We start from the raw sequence: 18959 nt of genomic DNA, 5'->3' as shown, positions 1-18959 counted from the left end.
CCCCGCCGTCACCACACCCGTACCGACGCTCCCCGCGCGAACACCGGGCTCGTGGCGTCCGCCGGCGGTTCGGCCAGGGGCTCCGCGATCTCGCTCACCAGGGGGCCGATCTTCGCCGCGATCGGGTCCAGGGCGTCGAGGTCGAAGCCGTAGACGCGGGCCGCGTTGCCGCCGACCATCGCGGCGACCTCGTCACGCGGCACGCGCGCGTAGGCGAAGCGCAGGCCCTCCCTGGTGTACGGGTAGGTGCCCTCGTCGTGCGGGTAGTCGCTCCCCCACATGATCTTCTCGATGCCGATGCGGTCGCGCAGGGGCACCTCGTGCGGGCGCATGAAACTGGCGCCCACGAAGCAGTTGTCGCGCCATACCTCGGAGGGACCCTTGCCCATCGAAGTGGCGAGCCCCGCACCGAACTTGGACTCCGCGGTCGCCGCCCGCGACGCCTTCGCGGCCGACGCGACCAGGCGCCCGTGGTAGTAGTCCAGCATGTCGAGCACCCCGGGTATCCAGCCGGAGCCCTGCTCGGTCAGCACCAGCTTCAGCTCCGGGTTACGGCGGAAGGCGCCGCCGAAGATCAGGTGCCACAGGGCGCGGTGCGAGAACCAGGTCGTCTCGACCATGTACACCGCGCGGGCGGCCGGTTCGTCGCCCAGGGGCGGGGAGGCCGAGCCCGCGTGGTGGTTGACGGGGACGCCGAGTTCCGCACAGACGGCCCATATGGGGTCGTACGTCGACGAGTACAGCTCCGGCAGCCCCGAGCCCGGTGGGGTACCGGGGAGCAACAGTCCGCCCTTGAGGCCCGCTTCGACCGCCCGGCGGATCTCCTGGACGGCCTCCTGGACGTCGTTGAGGAGGATCTGGAAGACACCCGCCCGCCGACCCGGCGCGGCCCCGCAGAAGTCAGCCAGCCAGCGGTTGTGGGCGCGCAGGCCGGCCCACCGGCGCTGGAACTCCGCGGCGGTGGGCGCCGGTGCCATCAGGGAGCCGGAGGGGAAGAACGGCGGGATGGTGTTCGGGAAGACCACCTCGGCGACGATGCCGTCCTGCTCCAGCTCCGCGATCCGCCGCTCGGAGTTCCAATTCTTGTCGGCCGTGTCGGCGACCAGGTCCTCGTACGGGTTGACGTACGCGGCCGCCCACGCGTCGAACTCGTCGTGGTAGCGCTTCTCCAAGTAGGGCCGGTAGTCGAGGAGATCGGCGCCCGCGTGGCAGTCGGCCGAGATGACCGTGTACCGGTCCTCGCTCGTGGCACCTGTGGCGCTCATGGGGTCACCCCCAGCACCGGGAAGTCGTGGTCGGTCAACCAGTGCCGGCCGACCTCGCGCGAGCGCGCCCAGGACGCCGTCACGGCCGCCTGGTCGTCCTGCTGGCCGAGTTCGGCGGGGGTGGGGCCGATCCGGCGGGCCAGCGGCTCCAGGGCCGCCACGTCGAAGCCGAAGGCGTCGGCCGCCGCCAGGCCCAGCATGCGCCGGGTCTCGTCCACCGGGATGTCGTGGAACGTGCGCTTCAGCCACGCGCGCGTGTCGGGCCAAGTGCCCTCGGGGTGCGGGAAGTCGCTGCCCCAGAGGATGTTGTCGACGCCGATCTCGTAGCGCTGGGCCAGTTCACGGCGCTTGGTGTTGGTGGCGCAGATGAAGACCTGCCGGTCGAGGTACTCGCTCGGCGGCCGTTTCAGCTCCGCGAACGGCGACAGCTTCTTGCCGCCGTGAGCACCCAGGTAGAGGCGGTCCATGAACCACAGCTGGTTCGGCAGCCACCAGCAACCCGACTCCGCCACACCGAACTTGAGACCCGGGTGACGTTCGAAGACCCCGGACCAGAGCAGGAACCAGAGCGGCCGGGCGGGCCACCAGGTCACCTCGCTCACGAAGATGCCCAGATGGTCGCCGTACTCGTGGCGGGGCGAGGCCCCGGAGTGCGTGAGTACCGGCATCCCGCACTCGGCGGCGGCCGCCCACACGGGGTCGTAACGGGGGTCGTGGTAGGGCTCCTTGTCGACCCACATGGAGGGGATCATCAGGGCGCCCAGCCCGGACTCCTTGGCGCGGTGGATCTCCGCGACGACCTTCTCCGTAGGGGCCGTCACGGGCAACAGGGCTACTCCGCAGTGCCGTTCGGGATTCTCGGAGACGAAGTCGGCGAGCCAGCGGTTGTGCGCCTGCGCGCCCGCCATGCCCAACTCGGGATCCTGGTCCCCGGAGAGGCCGAGTCCGACGCCGAAGGGCGCGGCGGTCTGGCTGTCCACGGCGTCGGCGTCCGGGAAGACCACCTCGGCGGCCACCCCGTCGCCGTCCAGCTCCTTGAGGCGCTGCGCGGTGTCCCAACCCCCGCGCAGGCCCTCCTCGTTGTCCTGGAACCACTTGGTGGCGAACGCCTCGTTGCGGATGCCGAGCCGGGTCATCTCCTCGCGGCGCCGGTCGCGTCCGGCGAGGAAGTCGTCGAAGTCCCGGTGGAACCGGGCGTCCAGATAGGGCCGGTACTCCTCGGTGGGCAGTCCGGCGTGGCAGTCGGAGGAGATGATCAGGTACGGCTCCTGGTCGGTCACAACAACCCCCTCGGTCAGTCCAGGATGAAGCTCTCCAGATACGCCGGGTTGGCGCGGTCGAGCATCGAACGCGCGCGTGCCCTGATCTGGTCGTCGCTGTGCCCGCTCTCGGGCAGCAGCCAGAAGCGGTCCGCGCGGATGCCGTCCACGACGAGGTCGGCGACCTCCTCGACGGGCGTGAAGGCGACTTCCTTGCCCGCCTCCTTCATCGCGGTCTCCCACTGGTCGAGGCTGCGGTACGGGGTCCGGCGGGGCCGCTCCTTGGCGTACCGGTCGGGCCGGTTGCGGTGCGACTCCCACAGTCCCGTGCGCAGCATGTGCGGCCCGGGGAAGAGCACCGAGGCGCCCACGCGCGCGTGCTCCGCTCTCAAGTGGGCGTACAGGGACTCGGTCATCGTCACGACGGCCGCCTTGGTGACGGCGTACACGGAGGCGGTGGGCAGCGGGGCGATACCGCCGTCCCCGGAGGACGTGTTGACGACATGGCCGGGTTGATTCGACTTGATCATCCTCGGCACGAACGCCTGGATGCCATGGAAGACACCCCACACATTGACGGCGAACGCCCACTGCCAGTCGTTCGGTTCGTGCTCCCACATCCGGCCCTCGGCACCCGAGCCGACCCCCGCGTTGTTGCACAGGACATGGACGGCGCCGTACGTGTCGTACGCCGACTCGGCCAGATCCAGGACCTGTTGGCGTACGCCGACGTCGACCACGCGCGCGTGCACGTCGGCACCGTCGGCGCGCAGGTCGGAGGCGGCCTTGTCGAGAGCGCCCTCCTCGACGTCGGCGAGCACCACCTTGAGCCCGTCGGCCGCGAACCGCCGCGCCATCGCGAGCCCGATCCCGCTCGCCGCCCCGGTGACGACGGCGACCTGACCCTCCGTCAATTCCACAACCGCTCATCTCCCCACGCCGCTCGCGTCGACGCCGCTCCCTGCCGGGGGTCCGGGGGTTGTCCCCCGGGCAGACACAGCATCAGACGCTCCCCTCCGGCGGCCCGTCATGGACCTGTTGCGGGTCGTCGTAGCGCTGGTGGATGTACGGCAACAGGGCCCGCGCGTCGACCCGTTCGACGACCTTGCCGCGCTGGTCGCTGGTCTTCTCGCCGATGGTGATGTCGACGAGGGTGCGCACGGGGAGGTCGGCGACCGGGTCGTACATGGACTCGCGCAGGACGACGTCCCCGGTGACACGTTCGAGGCGGCGGACCTTCTCGTTGCGCACGCAGTGCACGAGCACCGGGTCGACGTCGAAGCCCGAACCGTCCACCGCGGGAAGGAACTTGAAGTAGAAGTCGGTCTTCTGCGTCGGCCCGGGGAGGGGCAGTTCCGCACTGACCGCGCCGCGGACCTCGACGAAGGCGATGCCGTGCCGGGCCAGGGACGCGTGCACGACGAGGCCCACGCGCTCGACGGTCACCTCGCCGAGCTTCTTGGGTTCGCCGAAGACCTCACGGCCGCCGGTGAGGGCCCGTTCGTGGGTCATCGGCATCACCAGCGGGTACCAGCCCTCGACGCCGTCGTGCGCGGCGGCGACCGCGAACGAGCCCGCGCCCAGGGGGTATCCAGTCAGCTCGACCTTGCTGATGTTCACCCGGACCAGCGGTCTGCCCGTGGGTTTGAGGGGCGGCGGGAGGACCGCCGCGACCGCGTCCGGGTCGCTCTCCCAGACGGCCACCACACCGGTGGACCAGATGTCGGGGAGCCTGGAGCTCGCTGAGCGTGCGGCGGCGATCTCCGCCTCGGTCCGTGCGCCGTACCGTACGCGTGCCATACGCCGTACCGCCCTTCGTAGGCCGTCATCCGTCAGGCGGGCAGCACGCTTGCACCGGGCGGGCAAAAGGTCCATAGCCACGCGCGCGTGCGTTCGGCGGACCCGAACGGGCGGGCGGGACAAGGCACCTGAGGGACAGGGCTGTCAGTGACGGCCCGTATCCTCAGTGACCATGCTCGAAGACCACTCGCCCGCCGTGTCCGCAGCCGCTCCGTGGCCGGCCGCGTATCCCCAGGGATACGCGGTGGTTGACGTGGAGACCACCGGCCTGGCCCGGGACGACCGGATAATCTCCGCGGCCGTCTATCGTCTGGACGCGCTCGGCGAGGTCGAGGACCACTGGTACACGATGGTCAACCCGGAGCGCGATCCCGGCCCCGTGTGGATCCACGGTCTGACGAGTGACGTCCTGGAGGGCGCGCCCCTCTTCAAGGACATCGCCGACGAGTTCGCGACCCGCCTGGAGGGCCGGGTGCTGGTCGCGCACAACGCGGTCTTCGACTGGCAGATGATCGCGCGGGAGTACGCGCGCGTGCAGATCGAGCCCCCGGTCCGGCAGCGGCTGTGCACCATCGCGCTGTCCAAGGAGCTGAGCCTGCCGCTGCCCAACCACAAACTGGAGTCCCTGGCGGCGCACTTCGGTGTCGTCCAGCAGCGCGCGCACCACGCGCTGGACGACGCGCGCGTGCTCGCCGAGGCGTTCCGGCCGAGCCTGCGCGCGGCGGCCCTGGGCGGCGTACGGCTGCCGCTGCACGAGTGCCGGCCGCTGACCGAGTGGACCGCCGACCGGCCCGCGCCCCGGATCGGCCAGCAGTCCGGGGGCTACAGCGGCTACGGGGCGGGCAGTTGGCGTCCCGCGCGCAAGCGGCCCGCGTGTCCCTACCCCAACCCGGGGCGGTTCGAGGACGGCAGGCCGCTCAAGCAGGGGATGCGGATCGCGTTCTCCGGGGACACGTCCATCGAGCGCGAGCTGCTGGAGGACCGGGCCGTGGAGGCCGGGCTGCATGTCGCGACGAGCCTGTCCCGGCTGACCAGCCTGCTCGTCACGAACGACCCGGACTCGGGCACCTCGAAGGTGGTCAAGGCCCGGCAGTTCGGCACACCCGTGGTGGACGAGGCGGCGTTCGGGCAACTCCTCCGGGACGTCGAGCAGGCGGACTGAGCGCGCCGCGGGGAGCCGTACGGACGGGTGATTGGGGCGCGACTCGCCCCGCGTCCGCTCGCCCGTGCCGGGCGGACGGCCCACCCTGTGGCGCATGGCGAGATGTGAAGTGTGCGGCAATGACTACGGCATGAGTTTCGAGGTGCACGCGCAGGGCGCGGTGCACGTCTTCGACTGCTTCTCCTGCGCGATCCACCGCATGGCCCCGATCTGCGAGCACTGCCGGGTGCAGATCATCGGCCAGGGCGTGGAGGTCGAGGGCCGCTGGTTCTGCGGCGGCCACTGCGCGCGGGCGGAGGGGATGGTGGGGATCGTCGACAAGGTGTGAGCCACCGGCATTCCGGAAGCCCCTTCCGGTACCCCCCTCAATGCGCCCCACGACCGAGTTGTACGGTCGTGGGGTGTACCGCTTCCTGATGTCCCGGCAGTGGGTGATCCTCGCGTTGATCACCCTTCTCCTGATCCCCACGATGATCAGGCTGGGCATCTGGCAGATGCACCGCTACGAGATGCGCAGTGCCCGGAACCAGTTGGTCGCGGACGCGCTGCACGCCAAGCCGGTCCCCGTGGAGACGATCAGCACCCCCGGCCACGCGGTGACCCGTACCGAGAGGTACCGCACCGTCACCGCGACGGGCACCTTCGAGACCTCCAAGGAAGTCGTCGTCCGGCGTCGTACGAATGACGACGACGAGGTCGGCTTCCATGTACTGACCCCGTTCGTGTTGACGGACGGCAAGGTCGTGTTGATCAACCGTGGATGGATCCCGGCGAACGGCGCGCAGACCGCGTTCCCGAAGATCCCCGCGCCGCCGAGCGGCCGGACCACCATCACGGGACGTCTGATGGCCGACGAGACGACCGCGGCCAGCGGCATCAAGGACCTGAAGGGCCTGCCCGACCGCCAGATCATGTTGATCAACAGTGAGGAACAGGCGAAGCGCCTCGACGCCCAGGTGCTCGGCGGCTATGTCGAGCAGACGGCGCCCGAGGCGAAGGGCGACACCCCGGAGCAGATCTCCGACCCGGGCAAGGAAGACGCCCCCCTGAACTACGCGTACATGATCCAGTGGTGGCTGTTCGCGGCGGCCGTCCCGGTCGGCTACGTCGTCCTGGCCCGCCGCGAGGCCCGGGACCGCCGGGAGGCGGCTGCGAAGGCCGCGGAGCCCGCCGAGGCCGAACCCGCGGCGGTCTGAGCCCTCCCTCGCTTCACCCGCCCGGCCCCGAACCTTGATTGCCTCACCAACAGGCAGGGAACCCGCACCCCGTGCACCCACGTATCGAGGACTACGCCCTCATCGGCGACGAACAGACCGCGGCCCTGGTCGGCATGGACGGTTCGGTCGACTGGCTGTGCCTGCCCCGCTTCGACTCGGCCGCCTGCTTCGCCAGACTGCTCGGCGACGAGGACAACGGCCACTGGCGCATCGCCCCCAAGGGCGCCGACCGCTGCACCCGCCGCGCCTACCGCCCCGACACCCTGGTCCTGGACACGGAGTGGGAGACCGACGAGGGCACGGTACGCGTCACCGACCTGATGCCCCAGCGCCACCGCGCCCCCGACGTCGTACGCATCGTGGAGGGCCTGAGCGGCAAGGTCACCGTCCGCAGCACGCTCCGCCTGCGCTTCGACTACGGCGCGGTCGTGCCGTGGGTGCGCAGGTCCGACGGCCACCGGGTGGCCGTCGCGGGCCCCGACTCGGTGTGGCTGCGCAGCGAGCCCGAGGTGCGCACCTGGGGCGAGGACTTCAGCACGCTCTCCGAGTTCACCGTCGAGGCCGGTGAGAAGGTCGCCTTCGTCCTCACCTGGCATCCCTCGCACGAGCCGCGCCCGCCTCTGGTCGACCCGTACAAGTCGCTGCGGCACAGCGTCGGGGACTGGGAGCACTGGGCGGCCCGCTGCCGCTACGACGGCCCCTACAGGGACGCGGTCGTACGTTCCCTGATCACCCTCAAGGCCCTCACCTACCGCCCGACCGGTGGCATCGTCGCAGCGGCCACCACCTCGCTGCCCGAGGAGATGGGCGGCGTCCGCAACTGGGACTACCGCTACTGCTGGCTGCGCGACTCGAGCCTCACCCTGGGTGCCCTGGTCGCCGCGGGCTACCACAAGGAGGCCGAGGCCTGGCGCGACTGGCTGCTGCGCGCGGTCGCGGGCGATCCGGCGGACCTGCAGATCATGTACGGCGTGGCGGGCGAACGGCGACTGCCCGAGTTCGAACTGCCGCACCTCTCCGGCTTCGGCGGCTCGGCCCCCGTACGCATCGGCAACGGAGCCGTCAACCAGCTCCAACTCGACGTCTACGGGGAGGTCATGGACTCCCTGTGGCTGGCCCGCCGCGCGGGCCTGACCCCCAAGCCGCACATGTGGTCGCTCCAGGCCGTCCTCCTGGAGTGGCTGCGCGCGCGGTGGCAGCAGCCGGACGAGGGCCTGTGGGAGGTGCGCGGCGGGCGCCGGCACTTCGTGCACTCCAAGGTCATGGTGTGGGTGGCCGCCGACCGGGCCGTACGCACTCTGGAGGAGTACGCCGACCTGCCCGGCGACCTGGAGGGCTGGCGCGCGCTACGGGACGCGGTGCACCAGGACGTGTGCGAGAAGGGCTACGACCCGGAACGCAACACGTTCACGCAGTACTACGGCTCGCAGGAACTCGACGCCGCCCTGCTGCTCATCCCCCGCTTCGGTTTCCTGCCGCCCGACGATCCCCGGGTCGTCGGCACGGTCGACGCGGTCCACGCGGCCCTGGGCCACGACGGCTTCGTACGCCGCTACGACACCGCGGCCGACACCCCCGTGGACGGGCTGCCCGGCGACGAGGGCGCCTTCCTGGCGTGCTCCTTCTGGCTCGTGGACGCCCTGCACCTGACGGGCCGCACGAAGGACGCGCGCGTGCTGTTCGAGCGGCTGGTCGGGCTCGCGAACGACGTGGGGCTCCTCGCGGAGGAGTACGACCCGGTGGCGGGCCGTCAGCTCGGCAACTTCCCGCAGGCGTTCAGCCACATCGGTCTGGTGAACAGTGCCCTCGCCCTGTTCGGGGACGAGGAGGCAGGATAGGGGCCATGGATCTTGGACTGAAGGACCGGGTGTACGTCGTCACCGGGGCCACCCGCGGGCTGGGCAACGCCTCCGCGCGCGAGCTGGTGGCCGACGGCGCGAAGGTGGTCGTCACAGGGCGCGACGAGCAGCGGGCCGCCGACGCGGCGGCCGAGCTGGGACGGAACGCGATCGGCGTGGCCGTCGACAACGCCGACGCGGACGCGCCGGCCCGGCTGATCACCGCCGCGCGTGACCACTTCGGGCGCTTCGACGGCATCCTCGTGAGCGTCGGCGGGCCGCCGCCCGGGTTCGTCGCCGACACCACCGACGAGCAGTGGCAGGCGTCGTTCGAGTCGGTGTTCCTGGGCGCGGTGCGGCTCGCCCGCGCGGCGGCCGCGGAGCTGGAGGCGGGCGGTGTCATCGGGTTCGTGCTGTCGGGGTCGGTGCACGAGCCGATCCCGGGGCTGACGATCTCGAACGCGCTGCGGCCCGGTCTGGCCGGTTTCGCCAAGTCCCTCGGCGACGAACTGGGGCCGCGCGGCATCCGGGTCGTGGGACTGCTGCCGGCCCGCATCGACACGGACCGCGTGCGCGAGCTGGACGGGCTGTCCGCGGACCCGGAGGCCACGCGTGCGGCCAACGAGTCGCGGATTCCGCTGCGGCGCTACGGGACGTCGGACGAGTTCGGGCGGGTGGCTGCGTTCCTGTTGTCGCCGGCCGCGTCCTACCTGACGGGGATCATGGTGCCGGTCGACGGCGGGATGCGGCACGGATTCTGACGAACCGTCGCCTCGCCCCGCCCGCTCACCCCGTCAACTCACCCTCTCCGCGCGGTGCTTGACGCCCGTCAGCCGCACCTCTGTCGGCAACGCCTCCAGGCCCGCCGAATCGCGGGCGTGGGCCAGGGCGTTGGCCGTCAGGTGGTCGAGGGCCACTCCGGGGTCCACGTGCGGTTCCAGGCCGAGCCGGACACGGGCCTCGGGTGCGGTGCGGGTGCCGGCGAGCCGCACGTGCGCGTGGGCCACGCCTTCCAGGGCGCCCGCGTCGGTGGCGAGGACGCCCTCCAGGGCCCGGCCCCGCAGCAGCGCGCCCTCGCCGTCTCCGGTGCTGACGGCGACCTCGGTGAGCCGGCGCCGCCGTAGCACCGCGACGAGCCACCACAGGGCCAGCAGGACGACGACGGCGAGCGTGGCGAGGACGGTGGGCCACCACCAGCCGTCGGCCCGCCAGCGGGTCCGCTGAGCGTCGCTCAGCAGGACGTCGTGGCGGCCGTCGTGGATCCACCAGGAGGGCGGCTTCACGCCGAGCCCGACGGCCAGCGCGGACCCGCCGAGCACGACCAGTACGAGACCCACGACGCCGATCACCACACGGTTGACGATCCTGAGCACCGACCTCACCCCTTCCGTCCGGCACGGCCGACGCGCACCGACAGAGCGGGCGGCCGGGCCAGCCCGAGCCCGGTGATCGCGTCGCCGAGCACGGCGTCCAAGTCGGTCCGTACATCGTCGAGTTCACGGAAATGCGACACCACGCGGACGTCGGCCTTCGTCCGGCTCGTCCGTACGCGCACCGACTGCACGCCGGAGACCTCCATGGCCCGGTCGCGCAGCACCATCGCGGCGGCGGTGCGCTGCAGGCCGGCCCGGATGTCGGCGTGGGTGCGGCGCATCGGAAGCACCTGGCGCAGGCCGGGCGTGAGGGCGAGCACGATCAGCCAGAGGCCGAGGGCGGCGGCGATGCCGGCGCCGACGAGCACCCAGGTGTCGTCGAGTGGCCGTTCGGCGAGCTGCCGGGCGAGTTCCCGGCGCCAGTGCGCGGCGGGCCGCTCCGCGCGCACGGCGGTGACGTCGTAGAGCAGGGCGCCCGTGCCGGCGAGCAGCAGGACGGCGACGATGCCCGCGGGGACGCGGCGCGCCGACCAGAAGCGGCCGTTCCTGCCGTCCCCCACCACGGGTACGGGATCGTGGTCCGGTGCCGGGACGTACCCGTCCCGCCCTGGATCGGTCTCCTTCTCGATGACCGGTAGTCGTTGGGTCGTGCCTTCGGAGCCTTGGGGCTCGCTCATAGCGTCCTCCCCTGTGCCGCACGGTGTGCCTGTGCCGGATGGAGCCGTTCTACGTGGACGGCGACCTCGGGCACCTCCATGCCCACCAACGCGCGTACCCGCTGAACCACCTGTCGACGCACCCGAGAACAGCGGTCGCCGATGTCGCAGGGATAGTCCAGTTCGAGGTGCACGCGCACGCGTGCCGTCTCGTGGTGTACGACGACGGTGGCATGCGGCGGTGCGGCCTCCGGGGGCAGTGGTCCGAGCGCCTCACGCGCGGCTTGTGCGGCGATCTTCGCGACGACCCGGTCGCCGATCCGGGTGGCGCCCCGCTCGCCGGGCGCGACGACCACCGCGGTTCTGCCGCGCTCGTCGACCGCGCCGTCCCCGCCGCTCATGGACGTCATCGCCGCCGGTCGTCACGCGAGCGGAAGAAGTCGCCGAGTTCCAGGTCCCCTTCGAGGAACCGGCCGACGACGAACCCGATGGCGCCCAGGGCCGCCACCAGCAGGAAGGCACCGAACCCGCCGAAGTATCCGGCGAAGCCCAGTGCCATTCCGGCGATCATGCCGACCACGGCCCTGCTCATCCTGCGCTCCTCAGCTCGTTCGTCGGCCCGCTCATCGATTCGCCCGCCGGTTCGTCCGCCGGTTCGTTCGTCGGCTCGGTCACTGGAGTCGGGGTTCCGGTTCGTCGTCCTCTTCGTCCGGCAGCTTCACGTCGCTCACCGCGATGTTGACCTCGACGACTTCGAGGCCGGTCATCCGCTCCACGGCCGCGATGACGTTCTCCCGTACGGCCCGGGCGACGTCCGCGATCGACACTCCGTAGTCGACGACGATCTCCAGGTCGAGCGCGGTCTGCACCTCGCCGACCTCGGCCTTCACACCCCTGGACACCGACTTCGTACCGCCGGGCACCCGGTCGCGCACGGCCCCGAAGGTGCGGGACAGCCCGCTGCCCATGGCGTGCACGCCCAGCACGTCCCGGGCGGCCAGCCCGGCGATCTTCTCCACGACCCCGTCGGCGATGGTGGTCCGCCCCCTGGACGCGGGGTCGCCGCCGCCGCGCTTGGTGGGGGGTTTGCGGGTCTGTACGGGCTCCCGCTCACCGTCGGGGTCCTGGGTCCGGTTCCGCTCCGTCATGTCGGTCATCGCCGTACGTCCCTTTCGGTCGTCGTCCTTCGACCAAGGTAAGTGCGGTTGCCCGGTCGCGCGCTGGACATGCGGCAGGCTGGAGGAATGACGGCGGACGCGTGGACACGAGCGGTACGGCAGCAACTGCGGCTCGGCAGGCTGCTGCCCCTGGGTGATCGGCGTGACGGCGCGTGGATCACCGAGCGGGCGGCCGAGGCCGTGCTCCGGGGCGTGGCGCAGCATGTGCGGGGCGTGCGGCTGGGCGCGCTCCGGATCGCGCTCACGGACCCGGCGGACGCGCACGAGCCCGCCGTACCGCCTCCGCCGGGTGCCCTGCCGCCCGGTCCGCTGCGGATCACGGCCGACTTCGCGGCCGTGGCGACCGAGCCGCTGCCGACCACGGCGGCCGCACTGCGCACGGCCCTGGCGACGGCCGCGGCGGAGCGACTCGGGCTGGTGGTGGTGGAGGTCGATCTAGAGGTGACGGCCTTGCTGGACCATATGGACGACGTTGATCGTGTGGACGATGTGGATCACCCTGTCGCCGACATTGACCATGTTGATGACCTTGACCTGATGGTCAATGTTGACGACGGCGGCGAGTCCCGGATCATCGCGGTCGCGCTCGCCGTCCCGGGCGTGGCCCGGCTGACCGGCGCGTTGGGCGGACTGGGACGGGCGGTGCACCTCGAGGAGCGGCAGGACGACGGCGCGCTGGCACGTCTGCACGCACGCGTGGAGGTCGCCGTACGCGCGGACCACCGGGCCTTGGAGGTGGCTCGGGAGGTCCGCGCGAGGGTCGGCGAGGTGCTGCCGGGTCGGCCGACCGTGGCGGTGCTCGTCACGAGGGTCGGCTGAACCCCGATCGGCTGACGCCTATTCGCCGACGCCGGCCAGGTCCCGCAGTCGTCGCGCCTGCGCGGCGCGCTCGGCGGCGCGCTGGTCGTCGTAGGCACGCCCCTGGACGCCCTGGAGCAGCGCCTTGGTCTCGATGACGGCGTCGCGTGGTGCGGCCAGCAGTGCGGACGTGAGGTCGCGTACGGCGTCCTCGAGTTGGTCGCCGGGCACGGCGATGTTCGCGAGGCCGGTGCTGACGGCTTCCTCGGCCAGGACGGAGCGTCCGGTCGCGCAGATCTCCAGCGCGCGGGCGTAGCCGACGAGGCCCACCAGGGGATGTGTGCCGGTGAGGTCGGGCACCAGGCCGAGGCTGGTCTCGCGCATGGCGAACTGGACGTCGTCGGCGACGACGCGCAGGTCACAGGCGAGGGCGAGCTGGAAGCCGGCCCCGATGGCGTGCCCCTGGACGGCGGCGATGGACACGATGTCGCTGCGTCGCCACCAGGTGAAGCCCGCCTGGTACTCGGCGATGGTCCCGTCCAGCACGGCGTCGCTGCTGTGCGCGAGGTCGATGAACGACGGTTCGCCGTCGAAGCCCTCGGGCGTGAACGCCTGCCGGTCGAGTCCGGCCGAGAAGGACTTGCCCTCGGCACGCAGTACGACGACACGGACGGAGCCCGGCAGCAACCGCCCGGCCTCCGCCAACGCCCGCCAGAGAGCAGGACTTTGAGCGTTGCGCTTGGCCGGGTTGGTCAGCGTCACCGTGGCGATCGCGTCGTCGACGGTGAGCCGTACGCCGTCCTTGTCGAGTACGGGACCGAGGTCCTTGTCGTCCTGTTCGGGCGAAGCCATGGGGCGCCTCCGATGTGTGCGGTCAGCAGAGCAGAGCTAAGTGACTGCACAGTAACCACCCGGCCGGTCAGTCGTCCGACCGGGTGGCCACCATCGAAAACGATGGGCCGCCCGGGGTCAGGCCGAAGCCTTCTTGCCCCGGGTCGCCCCGCCACGCCCACGGAGCGTGACGCCCGACTCACTGAGCATCCGGTGGACGAAGCCATACGAGCGGCCGGTTTCCTCGGCCAGCGCTCGGATGCTCGCACCGGAGTCGTACTTCTTCTTCAGGTCTGCCGCGAGCTTGTCGCGCGCGGCGCCGGTTACCCGGCTGCCCTTCTTCAGAGTCTCGGCCACCCGTGCCTCCTCATGGGAAGTGCGCTCTTGGTCTCCTCATGATCACCCCTCCAAGCGTTCATGGCCACCCATTCGGCAAGGTCCGTAAGACAAGGTTTTGACGACAGGAGCGCGTCCCCACAAGTGGAATGTGGAATTCCATACGGTCGTGTCCGTGCGGCCGAACGAGTTGTCCCGCGAAATACCTGGTCAGAGACGCAGGACGGCCGAGCCCTTGTCGATATAGGGCTCGGCCGGGAAATCGGTGTACGACACACCTCGGTACGAGGAGATCTCACACAGATGGTGGATCACCGGTAGGCCGAATGATCCATACGCCGTTGATCAAGCATTCGATCACGGTCATTGGATCAGGGCTTCGGTCACGGGCTTCTGGCTACGGACCTCCGGTCACGCCAGGGCGACGAGATCCGCGTAGTCCGCGCCCCACAGGTCCTCGACGCCGTCCGGCAGCAGGATGATGCGCTCCGGCTGGAGTGCCTCCACGGCGCCCTCGTCGTGGGTGACGAGGACGACGGCGCCCTTGTAGGTGCGCAGTGCGCCGAGGATCTCCTCGCGGCTGGCGGGGTCCAGGTTGTTCGTCGGCTCATCCAGGAGGAGGACGTTCGCGGACGACACCACGAGGGTGGCGAGCGCGAGACGCGTCTTCTCACCACCGGAGAGGACCCCGGCGGGCTTGTCGACGTCGTCCCCGGAGAACAGGAACGAGCCGAGCGTCTTGCGGACTTCTACGAGGTCCAGGTCGGGCGCCGCGGAGCGCATGTTCTCCAGGACCGTGCGCTCCGGGTCGAGGGTCTCGTGCTCCTGCGCGTAGTAGCCGAGCTTGAGGCCGTGGCCCTGGATGATCTCGCCGGTGTCGGGCTTCTCGGCACCGCCGAGAAGCTTCAGGAGGGTCGTCTTGCCTGCGCCGTTCAGACCGAGGATGACGACACGCGAACCCTTGTCGATGGCCAGGTCGACGTCGGTGAAGATCTCCAGGGAGCCGTACGACTTCGACAGGCCCTCCGCCATGAGCGGGGTCTTGCCGCAGGGCGAGGGCTCCGGGAAGCGCAGCTTGGCGACCTTGTCGGAGACGCGCACCGCGTCGAGCCCGGCGAGCAGGCGGTCGGCGCGCTTGGCCATGTTCTGCGCGGCGACCGTCTTGGTGGCCTTGGCGCGCATCTTGTCGGCCTGCGAGTGCAGGGCGGCGGCCTTCTTCTCGGCGTTCTGCCGCTCGCGCTTGCGGCGCTTCTCGTCGGCCTCGCGCTGCTGCTGGTAGAGCTTCCAGCCCATGTTGTAGTAGTCGATCTGGGCGCGGTTGGCGTCCAGATAGAACACCTTGTTGACGACGGTCTCGACGAGGTCGGTGTCGTGGGAGATCACGATGAAGCCGCCGCGGTACGTCTTCAGGTAGTCGCGGAGCCAGACGATGGAGTCGGCGTCGAGGTGGTTCGTGGGCTCGTCGAGGAGCAGCGTGTCCGCGTCGGAGAACAGGATGCGGGCCAGCTCGATACGGCGGCGCTGACCGCCGGAGAGCGTATGGAGCGGCTGGCCGAGCACGCGGTCCGGGAGGTTCAGCGCGGCGGCGATGGTGGCCGCCTCGGCCTCGGCGGAGTAGCCCCCCTTGGTGAGGAATTCCGTCTCCTGGCGCTCGTACTGCCGCATGGCCTTGTCGCGGGTGGCGCCGCTGCCGCTGGCGATGCGCTGTTCGTTCTCGCGCATCTTGCGGATCAGGGTGTCCAGGCCGCGCGCGGAGAGGATGCGGTCGCTGGCGAGCACGTCCAGGTCGCCGGTGCGGGGATCCTGGGGGAGGTAGCCGACCTCGCCGGAGCGGGTGACGGTGCCTCCGGCGGGCTGGCCCTCGCCGGCCAGGACCTTGGTCAGGGTGGTCTTGCCGGCGCCGTTGCGCCCGACCAGACCGATGCGGTCGCCCTTGGCGACTCGGAACGTTGCGGACTCGATGAGGACGCGGGCACCGGCGCGCAGCTCGATACCGGAGGCGGAGATCACGGTCAGACTCCAGAGCGGGGTCGTAGGCGGAAGGGGCGGCTGAGGACGTTCCCGCCGTCTAATGCGCGAGGAGAATGGCCATAGGCCAAGTCTAACGGGGTCGTGCAAGCGCTTTTCCTGTGTACGGCGATGAGCTGCGCGGTAGGGCCGGGGCGGCGAGATGAGCGGCGCCACCACCCGTGACGTACGGCACGTGCGCGTGGAGGCTCGTCGGCCTGGCCCGACCTCCCGGGGCGCCGGACCGCTGGGGGCCGTCCCCCGTTCGGCCCCTCGCCCNACGGCGATGAGCTGCGCGGTAGGGCCGGGGCGGCGAGATGAGCGGCGCCACCACCCGTGACGTACGGCACGTGCGCGTGGAGGCTCGTCGGCCTGGCCCGACCTCCCGGGGCGCCGGACCGCTGGGGGCCGTCCCCCGTTCGGCCCCTTGTCCGGCGCCCCGGCGGGAGGCGCGGGCGAGGATGACGCCATGCAGTTCGACGACGACGCGAATCTGGACACCTCCGAGGTGCAGGACGTGCGCGGCAGCCGGATCCCCGGTGGCCGGGCGACCGTGGGCGGTGGTCTCGCGGGGCTGATCGCGCTGCTGCTCGGGCTCTTCTTCGGGGTCGGTCCCGACAACCTGGGGTTGTCGTCGGGGAGCGACTCGCCGGCGGCCACCGCGTCCTCGCTGGCCCAGGTGCAGTCGTCCTGCCGTACCGGGCGGGACGCGAACACCAAGGAGGACTGCCGCATCGTGGCGGTGGTCAACAGCGTGCAGGACTTCTGGACGGACGAGTTCCGGCGGCGCAGCGGTACGTACACGCGGTCGCCGACGGTCTTCTTCAGCGGGCAGGTCGCCACGGCGTGCGGGACGGCGACCTCCGCGGTGGGGCCGTTCTACTGCCCCGGCGACCGGAAGGTCTATCTGGACCTGGGCTTCTTCGACGAACTGCGGACGAAGTTCGGCTCCAGTGGCGGCCCGTTCGCGCAGGCGTACGTCGTGGCGCACGAGTACGGGCACCACGTGCAGGACCTGATGGGCACGCTCGGCAGGTCGCAGGACGGGCGGACCGGCGCGAGCAGCAACGCGGTGCGGGTGGAACTGCAGGCGGACTGCTACGCGGGGGTCTGGGCGCATCACGCGACCACCACGAAGGACGAGTCGACCGGGCGGCCGTTGATCACCAGCCTCACGGACGCCGACATCCGGGACGGGCTGGACGCGGCGGCGGCCGTGGGCGACGACCGGATCCAGGAGCGGTTCCAGGGCCGGGTGACGCCGGAGACCTGGACGCACGGGTCGGCGGCGCAGCGGCAGCAGTGGTTCCACCAGGGCTATCGGACCGGGGACATGGCGCAGTGCAACACCTTCCGCTGACGGCCGTGGGGCCGGTTCGCGGGGCGTTGTCAGTGGCGGGTGCAAGACTCGTCGAAAGCGGATCGAAGCAGCGGAAAGACAGCAAAAGCCCCGGCAGGACCAGACGATCGAGGAAGTGATCGGCATGGCTGACAAGGACAGCGGGCGTCCCGGCAATCACCCGTCCATCTACCCGTCCCTGCTCTACACGGACGCGAAGGCGGCGATCCGGCAGCTCACGGAGGCCTTCGGCTTCACCGAGCTGGCGGTGTACGAGGGCGAGGACGGCTCGGTGATGCACGCGGAGCTGGCGCAGGGCAACGGCGCGGTGATGCTCGGTTCCAAGGGCCGCGGCGGCCGTTTCGACGAGGCGATGAAGAGCGCGGGTCCCGCCGGGGTGTACATCGTCGTGGCCGACGTCGACGCCCATCACCGGCGGGCCGTGGAGCACGGCGCGGAGATCCTGATGCCCCCGACGGACCAGGACTACGGATCACGGGACTACATGGCCCGGGACATCGAGGGCAACATCTGGAGCTTCGGTACGTACGCCCCGGAGATACCGGCGACGACGGGTCCCTGACCCCGCCTAGCTGCCCCCCGTGTGCACCTGGAAGGCCGCCCGGCGTACGGCCTTGGCGAGGGCCGGGTCGGGATGGGCGGCGGCGAGCGCGACCAGGACCTGCACGGTTCGCGGGTGTCCTACGGCGCGCACCTCGTCGAGGAGCATCGGGACGGTCGGCTGGATGGCGGACTCCAGGTGGCGCACGAGCAGCGGGGCCTCGCCGTGGTCGGCGACGGCGGCGGCGCTGTCGACCCACAGCCAGGTGGCCTCTTCGCGGGTGAGGACCTCGTGGGCGTCCTCCGGGTCGATCCCGTCGTGCTCGGCGAGCCACAGCAGGGCGTACGGCCGCAGCGTGGCCTCGTCGGCGACGGCGCGGACGTCGGGCTCGGCCGGGGCGCCGACGACGCGCAGCGCCTCGAAAGCGAGGCCGCGCAGCAGGGCGTCCTCGCCGCGGGCGGCGTCGATCAGCTGGCCGACCGCGGTGCCCACGGTGCGGGCGGCGAGCCAGGCGCGGTACTCGGCGCGGGCGGCGTTCGGGCGGAGCTGGGAGCAGCCGCGGAGCATGTCCTCGGCGGACTGCTCGATGTTCCCGGCGGGGCTCTGCGCGGCCACGCAGATCTGCTCCAGCTTGACCCAGACCGCCCAGCTGCCGAGCGGGGTGAGGGTGGCCTGGGCATCGCCGTAGGTGAGGGCACCGACGGAGGCGAGGGCGTGCAGGGCCCAGTCGAGAAGGGGGTCCAGAGGGGTGTCGGGAGTGTCGGTGGCCGGTGGCTGCGGGACGGGTTCGGGCTGGGGGCCGTAGGGGATCTCGCAGCGCTCGGTGCGCAGTTCGGTGACCCGTTGGCCGAGGAGGTCGAGGAGCTGTTCGACGGGGACGGGTCCGGCGGACAGCTGGAGGAAGGAGAGCACCTGAGGCATGGCCGAGACGACCTCGGCGACGGCTGAGGGCTCGTGCTCCCGGGGTTCCGGGTGGGCGAGCGACCAGGCGTCGAAGAGGGCGACCCAGCCGCGCAGTACGGCGCTGTCGTCGCGGTCCCAGGCGCGCAGCCGCCAGCCGGGGCGGGCCTCGTCGCCGTGCACCTCGACGAGACCGGCGAGGCGGGCGGTGTCCCAGTCGGCGCGGACCTGAGCCGGGGTCAGGCCCAGATCCGCGGCCGCGAGTTCGGCGGTCGAGTCGGAGAGGGTGCCCTTGCCGTCGGGGCTCGCGCTGTCGCGGCCGGGGCGTAGTGCGGCGTCGGCCCAGTGGGCGACGCGGGCCGCTCCGGCCAGGCCGGAGCGTGCCATTCTGGCCAGTTCCGCGGGGGCCGGTGTGCCCTCCGGAGGGCACACCGGCCC

21 protein-coding genes are annotated in these 18959 nt (G+C 71.3%); 8 read left to right on the top strand and 13 right to left on the bottom strand.

The genetic code is table 11. The features are described 5' to 3' along the window. Positions 1-8 precede the first annotated feature (8 nt). The 4 genes from JHN63_RS30615 to JHN63_RS30600 form a co-directional block, all read right to left on the bottom strand. On the bottom strand, positions 9-1265 hold the full coding sequence (locus JHN63_RS30615) for an amidohydrolase family protein (protein WP_200686725.1): 1257 nt from the start codon (positions 1263-1265) through the stop codon (positions 9-11). Beyond that, a complete protein-coding gene (locus tag JHN63_RS30610; RefSeq protein ID WP_200686723.1) occupies positions 1262-2545 on the bottom strand; it encodes an amidohydrolase family protein in 1284 nt (427 codons plus the stop codon). The genes JHN63_RS30615 and JHN63_RS30610 overlap by 4 nt, the downstream gene beginning before the upstream one ends. 14 nt (positions 2546-2559) lie before the next feature. Beyond that, a complete protein-coding gene (locus JHN63_RS30605; RefSeq protein WP_200686721.1) occupies positions 2560-3444 on the bottom strand; it encodes an SDR family NAD(P)-dependent oxidoreductase in 885 nt (294 codons plus the stop codon). An 82-nt stretch (positions 3445-3526) separates the two neighbouring features. Continuing rightward, positions 3527-4324, bottom strand: coding sequence for an acetoacetate decarboxylase family protein (locus JHN63_RS30600; RefSeq protein ID WP_200686719.1), 798 nt, complete (start codon positions 4322-4324; stop codon positions 3527-3529). Positions 4325-4496: 172 nt separating this feature from the next. Between JHN63_RS30600 and JHN63_RS30595 the strand changes: the two genes are divergently transcribed. The 5 genes from JHN63_RS30595 (at position 4497) to JHN63_RS30575 (ending at position 9302) form a co-directional block, all read left to right on the top strand. After that, complete coding sequence (locus tag JHN63_RS30595; RefSeq protein WP_200686717.1) at positions 4497-5486, top strand: DEDDh family exonuclease; 990 nt, start codon at positions 4497-4499, stop codon at positions 5484-5486. Between the two features lie 94 nt (positions 5487-5580). Beyond that, the gene (locus tag JHN63_RS30590) at positions 5581-5814 is read left to right on the top strand and encodes a hypothetical protein (RefSeq protein WP_200686715.1); all 234 of its coding nucleotides are present in this window, start codon (positions 5581-5583) and stop codon (positions 5812-5814) included. Between the two features lie 73 nt (positions 5815-5887). Continuing rightward, positions 5888-6682, top strand: coding sequence for an SURF1 family protein (locus tag JHN63_RS30585; protein ID WP_307782017.1), 795 nt, complete (start codon positions 5888-5890; stop codon positions 6680-6682). 71 nt (positions 6683-6753) lie between these two features. Then, positions 6754-8541 carry a glycoside hydrolase family 15 protein gene (locus JHN63_RS30580; RefSeq protein WP_200686711.1) on the top strand — a complete coding sequence of 596 codons (1788 nt, stop codon included), beginning with the start codon at positions 6754-6756 and terminating at the stop codon, positions 8539-8541. A gap of 5 nt (positions 8542-8546) precedes the next feature. Continuing rightward, positions 8547-9302, top strand: a complete 756-nt coding sequence (locus JHN63_RS30575; protein ID WP_200686709.1) for an SDR family oxidoreductase — start codon at positions 8547-8549, stop codon at positions 9300-9302. Positions 9303-9335: 33 nt separating this feature from the next. Here JHN63_RS30575 and amaP read toward each other — a convergent pair whose 3' ends face one another. The 5 genes from amaP to JHN63_RS30550 form a co-directional block, all read right to left on the bottom strand. Then, positions 9336-9914 (bottom strand): alkaline shock response membrane anchor protein AmaP, encoded by a 579-nt coding sequence (gene amaP / locus JHN63_RS30570; RefSeq protein WP_200686707.1) that lies wholly within the window; start codon positions 9912-9914, stop codon positions 9336-9338. Between the two features lie 5 nt (positions 9915-9919). After that, positions 9920-10591, bottom strand: coding sequence for a DUF6286 domain-containing protein (locus JHN63_RS30565; protein WP_200686705.1), 672 nt, complete (start codon positions 10589-10591; stop codon positions 9920-9922). Then, entirely contained in the window at positions 10588-10980 is a 393-nt protein-coding gene (locus tag JHN63_RS30560; protein ID WP_200686703.1) for an Asp23/Gls24 family envelope stress response protein, read from the bottom strand. Before JHN63_RS30560 ends, JHN63_RS30565 begins: the two co-directional genes overlap by 4 nt. Next, complete coding sequence (locus JHN63_RS30555; RefSeq protein ID WP_019060657.1) at positions 10977-11162, bottom strand: hypothetical protein; 186 nt, start codon at positions 11160-11162, stop codon at positions 10977-10979. The genes JHN63_RS30560 and JHN63_RS30555 overlap by 4 nt, the downstream gene beginning before the upstream one ends. Positions 11163-11241: 79 nt before the next feature. Continuing rightward, a complete protein-coding gene (locus tag JHN63_RS30550) occupies positions 11242-11727 on the bottom strand; it encodes an Asp23/Gls24 family envelope stress response protein (RefSeq protein ID WP_200686701.1) in 486 nt (161 codons plus the stop codon). 87 nt (positions 11728-11814) lie between these two features. Here JHN63_RS30550 and JHN63_RS30545 point away from each other — a divergent pair, with 87 nt between their 5' ends. Continuing rightward, positions 11815-12567, top strand: coding sequence for a nucleopolyhedrovirus P10 family protein (locus JHN63_RS30545; protein WP_200686699.1), 753 nt, complete (start codon positions 11815-11817; stop codon positions 12565-12567). 18 nt (positions 12568-12585) lie between these two features. Here the strand turns inward: JHN63_RS30545 and JHN63_RS30540 are convergent, their stop codons facing one another. The 3 genes from JHN63_RS30540 to JHN63_RS30530 all read right to left on the bottom strand — a co-directional run bounded on the left by JHN63_RS30540 (position 12586) and on the right by JHN63_RS30530 (position 15723). Further along, complete coding sequence (locus JHN63_RS30540) at positions 12586-13398, bottom strand: enoyl-CoA hydratase/isomerase family protein (protein WP_200686697.1); 813 nt, start codon at positions 13396-13398, stop codon at positions 12586-12588. A 117-nt stretch (positions 13399-13515) separates the two neighbouring features. After that, positions 13516-13734: a helix-turn-helix domain-containing protein gene (locus JHN63_RS30535; RefSeq protein ID WP_019060653.1), complete on the bottom strand. Its 219-nt coding sequence runs from the start codon at positions 13732-13734 to the stop codon at positions 13516-13518. Positions 13735-14124: 390 nt separating this feature from the next. Continuing rightward, the gene (locus tag JHN63_RS30530; RefSeq protein WP_200686695.1) at positions 14125-15723 is read right to left on the bottom strand and encodes an ABC-F family ATP-binding cassette domain-containing protein; all 1599 of its coding nucleotides are present in this window, start codon (positions 15721-15723) and stop codon (positions 14125-14127) included. A gap of 466 nt (positions 15724-16189) precedes the next feature. On the opposite strand from JHN63_RS30530, the gene JHN63_RS30525 reads away from it, so the two are divergent. Both JHN63_RS30525 and JHN63_RS30520 read left to right on the top strand, forming a co-directional pair. After that, positions 16190-17080, top strand: a complete 891-nt coding sequence (locus JHN63_RS30525; protein ID WP_200686693.1) for a neutral zinc metallopeptidase — start codon at positions 16190-16192, stop codon at positions 17078-17080. 124 nt (positions 17081-17204) lie between these two features. After that, on the top strand, positions 17205-17642 hold the full coding sequence (locus tag JHN63_RS30520) for a VOC family protein (protein ID WP_200686691.1): 438 nt from the start codon (positions 17205-17207) through the stop codon (positions 17640-17642). 6 nt (positions 17643-17648) lie between these two features. On the opposite strand, the gene JHN63_RS30515 is transcribed toward JHN63_RS30520, so the two are convergent. Continuing rightward, complete coding sequence (locus tag JHN63_RS30515; RefSeq protein ID WP_307782018.1) at positions 17649-18953, bottom strand: hypothetical protein; 1305 nt, start codon at positions 18951-18953, stop codon at positions 17649-17651. Positions 18954-18959 lie beyond the last annotated feature (6 nt).

The organism is Streptomyces sp. MBT65 (genome assembly GCF_016612545.1).
Classification (GTDB): Bacteria; Actinomycetota; Actinomycetes; order Streptomycetales; family Streptomycetaceae; genus Streptomyces.
The sequence above is the reverse complement of the archived record's forward strand: the minus strand, read 5'-3'. Positions and strand labels throughout refer to the sequence as shown.

Excerpts from the sequence above, each read along its gene's own strand:
- JHN63_RS30615 (WP_200686725.1), bottom strand. The coding sequence starts at position 1,265 with ATGAGCGCCACAGGTGCCACGAGCGAGGACCGGTACACGGTCATCTCG.
- JHN63_RS30600 (WP_200686719.1), bottom strand. The coding sequence starts at position 4,324 with ATGGCACGCGTACGGTACGGCGCACGGACCGAGGCGGAGATCGCCGCC.
- JHN63_RS30595 (WP_200686717.1), top strand. The coding sequence starts at position 4,497 with ATGCTCGAAGACCACTCGCCCGCCGTGTCCGCAGCCGCTCCGTGGCCG.
- JHN63_RS30590 (WP_200686715.1), top strand. The coding sequence starts at position 5,581 with ATGGCGAGATGTGAAGTGTGCGGCAATGACTACGGCATGAGTTTCGAG.
- JHN63_RS30575 (WP_200686709.1), top strand. The coding sequence starts at position 8,547 with ATGGATCTTGGACTGAAGGACCGGGTGTACGTCGTCACCGGGGCCACC.
- JHN63_RS30565 (WP_200686705.1), bottom strand. The coding sequence starts at position 10,591 with ATGAGCGAGCCCCAAGGCTCCGAAGGCACGACCCAACGACTACCGGTC.
- JHN63_RS30560 (WP_200686703.1), bottom strand. The coding sequence starts at position 10,980 with ATGACGTCCATGAGCGGCGGGGACGGCGCGGTCGACGAGCGCGGCAGA.
- JHN63_RS30555 (WP_019060657.1), bottom strand. The coding sequence starts at position 11,162 with ATGAGCAGGGCCGTGGTCGGCATGATCGCCGGAATGGCACTGGGCTTC.
- JHN63_RS30550 (WP_200686701.1), bottom strand. The coding sequence starts at position 11,727 with ATGACCGACATGACGGAGCGGAACCGGACCCAGGACCCCGACGGTGAG.
- JHN63_RS30545 (WP_200686699.1), top strand. The coding sequence starts at position 11,815 with ATGACGGCGGACGCGTGGACACGAGCGGTACGGCAGCAACTGCGGCTC.
- JHN63_RS30540 (WP_200686697.1), bottom strand. The coding sequence starts at position 13,398 with ATGGCTTCGCCCGAACAGGACGACAAGGACCTCGGTCCCGTACTCGAC.
- JHN63_RS30525 (WP_200686693.1), top strand. The coding sequence starts at position 16,190 with ATGCAGTTCGACGACGACGCGAATCTGGACACCTCCGAGGTGCAGGAC.
- JHN63_RS30520 (WP_200686691.1), top strand. The coding sequence starts at position 17,205 with ATGGCTGACAAGGACAGCGGGCGTCCCGGCAATCACCCGTCCATCTAC.